5 protein-coding genes are annotated in these 4,615 nt (G+C 37.4%); 1 reads left to right on the top strand and 4 read right to left on the bottom strand.

The window, feature by feature from the left end; translation table 11 throughout:
• The 3 genes from ACFWE9_RS26015 to ACFWE9_RS26005 all read right to left on the bottom strand — a co-directional run.
• Positions 1–432, bottom strand: a 432-nt coding sequence (locus ACFWE9_RS26015) for a GNAT family N-acetyltransferase (protein ID WP_377359535.1), incomplete at its 3' end; no start/stop codon positions are given.
• 464 nt (positions 433–896) lie between these two features.
• The gene (locus ACFWE9_RS26010; RefSeq protein ID WP_230162764.1) at positions 897–1,136 is read right to left on the bottom strand and encodes a hypothetical protein; all 240 of its coding nucleotides are present in this window, start codon (positions 1,134–1,136) and stop codon (positions 897–899) included.
• Positions 1,137–1,446: 310 nt separating this feature from the next.
• Complete coding sequence (locus ACFWE9_RS26005; RefSeq protein ID WP_230162766.1) at positions 1,447–1,596, bottom strand: hypothetical protein; 150 nt, start codon at positions 1,594–1,596, stop codon at positions 1,447–1,449.
• A gap of 391 nt (positions 1,597–1,987) precedes the next feature.
• Here ACFWE9_RS26005 and ACFWE9_RS26000 point away from each other — a divergent pair, with 391 nt between their 5' ends.
• Positions 1,988–2,683, top strand: a complete 696-nt coding sequence (locus ACFWE9_RS26000) for an FHA domain-containing protein (protein WP_230162768.1) — start codon at positions 1,988–1,990, stop codon at positions 2,681–2,683.
• 59 nt (positions 2,684–2,742) lie between these two features.
• Here the strand turns inward: ACFWE9_RS26000 and ACFWE9_RS25995 are convergent, their stop codons facing one another.
• Entirely contained in the window at positions 2,743–4,503 is a 1,761-nt protein-coding gene (locus tag ACFWE9_RS25995; RefSeq protein WP_377359532.1) for a hypothetical protein, read from the bottom strand.
• Positions 4,504–4,615 lie beyond the last annotated feature (112 nt).

Raw genomic sequence — 4,615 nt, 5'->3', positions numbered from 1 at the left:
GGTTACAGATAGACGTTCTGTCACATTTGTTTCTCCTGTAATTGAGAAACCATTTTTTTCATAGAAATTTATTGCTGGTGTATTTTTAGAACCAGTTGATACTATTATTGTTTCAATATCTTCCTCATTGTTTTCAATGAACTCTAATAACATTTTGGAAATTCCTTTTCTAAAATGTGTTGGATGAACCATTAGACGATGTATATCGATTATACCTTTTTCAACTTTTATAGAAATGACTCCACTTAACTCGTCATTTAAGTAATACCCATAGAAAGTTTCACCGGATTGTTGTAACGTGTCAACTGTATCTTTTAATGGTGGTATTTCATAAAAATGAATTAACTCTGCCTCTACCATATAGGAAGGTAATTGAATGTTTAATACATCCTCAGCTAATTTAGGATTAGTCATATCGATTTTTTTTATCAAAGTGGTTCTCCTTTTAATTTCGGATATAAATCCTTGTTCAACTAAACTGCCCCGTTAGTTTAAGTAGAAATTTTCACAATCTCATATTAACCTTAACATAAATACCCAATCGGAGATTTTATATTGTATATTTTATAATCAACCTTTACCTTTAACATAGCCAAATTAAAAGAAGTGAAATCATTCAATGATTTCACTTCTTTTAATGCAAGGGTTGCCAGCACCAAGTGTGCGACAAATTTATATAGAGTCAATAATAAATCTACTTACATACCATAAATAGATTCTGCTTTTAGCCAATTATTATTTATGAAGCTCATCCCCGTTTATAATTATCATTGAATCTTGTTTCCCGCTATTTAAAACTAGTTTGATGTTTCCTTCACCAGACATTGATTCAAATGAACGAATTGCATCTCCTTTTATTACTTCAGAGAATACCTCATCTCCCTTTGAATTAGTTACTATACATTTCCAGTTTGCTCATTCTTTATTGAAATTGTATTTGTTCCTTTTAAAAGAATTTTTAGTTCAAGTGTTTTCTTATTATGAAGGTTGCCAGATATACTGATATCAGCTACTAAATCTTTTGAGTCTTTTAAAATTGTTTTATTAATTTCAATTCCATCCGTAGCCATTGTTTCTGTATTTGAAAAAATATTTAAGATTAGACCGAGTAGTAACAAAGCACCTATTATCAACATTAATTTTTTCAGAAACCTCTTTTTTTCAATTGAAGTATTATTCTTTTAAAAAAACCAATACAAAAGCGTGCTATTAGTTGCATGAATTAAGTAGAAGGATATTGTGTAACATCTATTAAGTCATTCTAATTAACTCTAGCAAAAAAAAGCCCACCGATGATCCGGCAGGCCTGAATTTATCATTACACCCTCTATGATTTTTCTAAACAAGTAATCTAATAGAGGCTTCATTATAAACCATATCGCTTCCACGTTTTAATGCCCTCTTCCTTTCAGCATATCTCCCGATTCCTCTCTAATCGGAAGTATGCTAATTCAGTAGAGTCAGGCCGATAAAGGCAATGCCAAATATGCAGTACAGACTAAGGGTAAAGGGCTGAGGGAAAATAATGTATACCATCATGCTAATGATCATCAGCAAGATGCTGAATGCATTGATCTTATCTCTCCACATACTCAACGTGGTCAACTCCTTTTCAATTTCTTTAAAATGGCAAGGTCATCTACCTGGTGGCGTCCAACGTATTTGCCATCCTCCACAAACGCTAGGCTGGTAAGCAATGGGGCAACTGCATCAAAAGCAACGGCAGGCCCTTATCTGGTCAATCTCTCACTTTTTTCCTTTTTGATTCGGCTTAACTGGTCTTTGCGACGAGTGACATTTTCCCGAACCAACACCATTTCGTATAATGACTATTTGCCTAATTTGGACTTTTTTTATTTTTCGTTAGTAAGTAAGCGTCTGATAATTTATAATTATAGGATTGAATCCACTAAACAGCCATGTAGTTAAAATGATAAATCCATGAAAACAATCTGAATTTTCAGACTTTTAAGGGGATAAGAAGTAAATGAGCAATAAAACTTTAAAGGTTGTATTGAGAACCTTGCACAAAGGTCAAACCGAGGAATTCGCCTATGTTTATGAAGGGAAAAGCCTGCTGATTGGACGTGCAAGCCAGCACTCCAAAGCTGATTTTAAGCTTTACAATGACTTCGTTTCAAGGGAACATTGCCTGATTTACATGAAGGAAGGACAGCTTCTCATTGAGGACTTGGCGAGCAAGCACGGCACCGCGGTGAACGAGATGCCGCTCGTTCCTGGCCATCCCTGCCATATTGAACCGGGAGATACCATTACTTTGATTAATGGATTGATTGAATTCATGATTTCCATTGACAATGATTTAACACAGGATTTCACTCCGTTGAACCTTGATATCCTGCAAACCGTCACTATCAATGAGCACATTCAGACCGTGATCATCAACGAAGAAGCACCCATTAAAATGCCTTCGAAGGAATTCAATTGCTTTAAGCTGCTTTATGAGAACTTGGACAACCTTATTTCAAAGGAAATGATCGTCCAGCATGTGTGGCCAGAGAGAATCGGTGATCCCGCGCAAATTGTGACGGCAGAAGAAATCGCTTCACTCCTGTATCGTGTGCGGAAACGGATAAATGGCCATTTCGCCATAAAAGCCGTTATTCAAAAGGGATATTATATGGAATCCATCCTTTCCATTAATCTATCGGATCTGTCATGAACAATGATTCGATTTCATGAAAAAAAGCATTGCGGATAGCAATGCTTTTTTTCATGCTTTTATTGCTTTGGTAAGTCCAGGTTATTGAATTGATCGACTGGGACGACGTCCTCGTCCATATCCATCACTTTCAGCACAACCCGATCTCCTTCCTTCGTCAATACTATATCAGATAGCGCATTGACTCCAGGGTCCACTGTGAACCTTTTGCCATTACCTTCCACGATTAAATAGAACACGTAACCATTTGGGAGATTGGCATCGTTGATTCTTGTTACTTTCCCCTTGATTTCTTTCATTTCAAATCCTTTTTGAGGTGTTACACCGCTGACTTTCCCTAAAGATGCAATCAGTTTTTTATAGTTCCGGAAAGCTTCGTCTTTCGTTTTCCCAAAGACTACTTGGGGATTATCGCTATTGGCATAAACAATCACCACACCTTGAAACTTTGAGCCCTTTGTAACCGGAATGACATAAGTGGGCGCACCGTATATCGTATAGAAAATGCCATTAGTGGCTTTCCAGCCTGGATATTTAGACAAAAACTCACTCGCATTCGCGTTGGATTTTGCTTCCTTTCCAGTTAGAACGGACGTGACGCCTTTGTAGTACGTCATTTCACCGGTTTTGGCATTGAAAACACCGTACCCTACCAAGGTTTTGGAATTTCCTTTTGATTTAGCTCTCGTAAAATCAACCACATAAATCAATTCGCCTTTTTCGTTAAACGTAACTTGCATATTATCCTCATTAGGGATCAAGACATCTTTCTTCGCCCCAATTAAGGACTGGTTTTTCCACCCGTGAACATATTTCCCCCAGTATGTCCAATATTCCAGGGCTGTTTCTAATGTGAATGTTCGATCTACCCATTTAGGTTCTTTTCCTAACGGATAGTATTTCGTGTCTCCATTTTCCGGATTAACCAATACCACTCCATCCACCACGGACCCGCTTCGGTACTTCAAATAATGTCCCACTGAAGCTACAAAGTATGGCTTTCCGTCCTCATTCGGTTCCAGGTATGAATCATGGATGATTTTTTTTGGATAGGCCTTGCGGATCGTCCTTTCCAAATCATGATCGAGATACTGTGAGGGGGCATAAAGCATCTTCCCTTGAACAGTGCTTGCCCCTTTATCCGTCGAAACGGCGGAAATCAAATTATAACCTGGCGTGTATTCCGCTCTCCCAGCTTTAAAAAACCCATCCATTTCAATGGGTGAGGTATAAGCCAATTCACTATTTATATTAGTAAGGCGATACTCGCCTTCAGTGAAATATGATGCATTTTGTATTTTGTTAATCGCTGCATCACCTTTTGCGTCAGCCATTTTCACTGTAACAAGCGGCATCGTTTTTATATCTTGGACTTCTTCCAGCTCATTTTTCTTATCGACCTTTGCCAAGCCATGTAGATCTCCGGCAAAAGTGATATGGTAAAACAACATGACGACCCAAGCTGCTATTAAAACGCCCCCTAACAAACTGTTAAAATGTACATTCCAAGGGGTATTTAATTGATTCGTTCCTTCATTTTTTTTCCTATTTCGGCGGGATGTTGAAGATTCCCTAATACTGTACACGTACATTCTTGAATCAATGATGAGAATGAGCCCAAGAATAAAGGCAAAACTCGAAAAGAATGCAGGCACAGTAAAATCCACTAACATAATATCGATAACCAAAAATAATACGATAGCGGAAAGTAAAAGTCTTAGCACTTGCTCAATGAAAAAGGGTCTATCCTTTTTCGTGATTGCGTTTGTCCATCTTTGCGGAATGAAGGAAAGTCCCAATATGGCAAATGGTAATTTCATAAATATCCCTTTTAAGATGAAAACGATGAGTGAAAGTATCATGGTTTTAAAAATCTCTCCTTGTCATGTATGTTCCTATTTACCCATTTTATCACTTTTGTTCAACTAATTC

Origin of the sequence: Peribacillus sp. NPDC060253, assembly GCF_042727425.1 — a bacterium.
Lineage (GTDB): Bacteria > Bacillota > Bacilli > Bacillales > DSM-1321 > Peribacillus.
Note: the sequence above shows the minus strand (reverse complement) of the source record. Positions and strands in the feature narration are given on the sequence as shown.

Bases quoted from the DNA above. Each gene is read 5' to 3' on its own strand.
- ACFWE9_RS26010 (WP_230162764.1), bottom strand. From the start codon at position 1,136: ATGTTGATAATAGGTGCTTTGTTACTACTCGGTCTAATCTTAAATATT.
- ACFWE9_RS26000 (WP_230162768.1), top strand. From the start codon at position 1,988: ATGAGCAATAAAACTTTAAAGGTTGTATTGAGAACCTTGCACAAAGGT.
- ACFWE9_RS25995 (WP_377359532.1), bottom strand. From the start codon at position 4,503: ATGAAATTACCATTTGCCATATTGGGACTTTCCTTCATTCCGCAAAGA.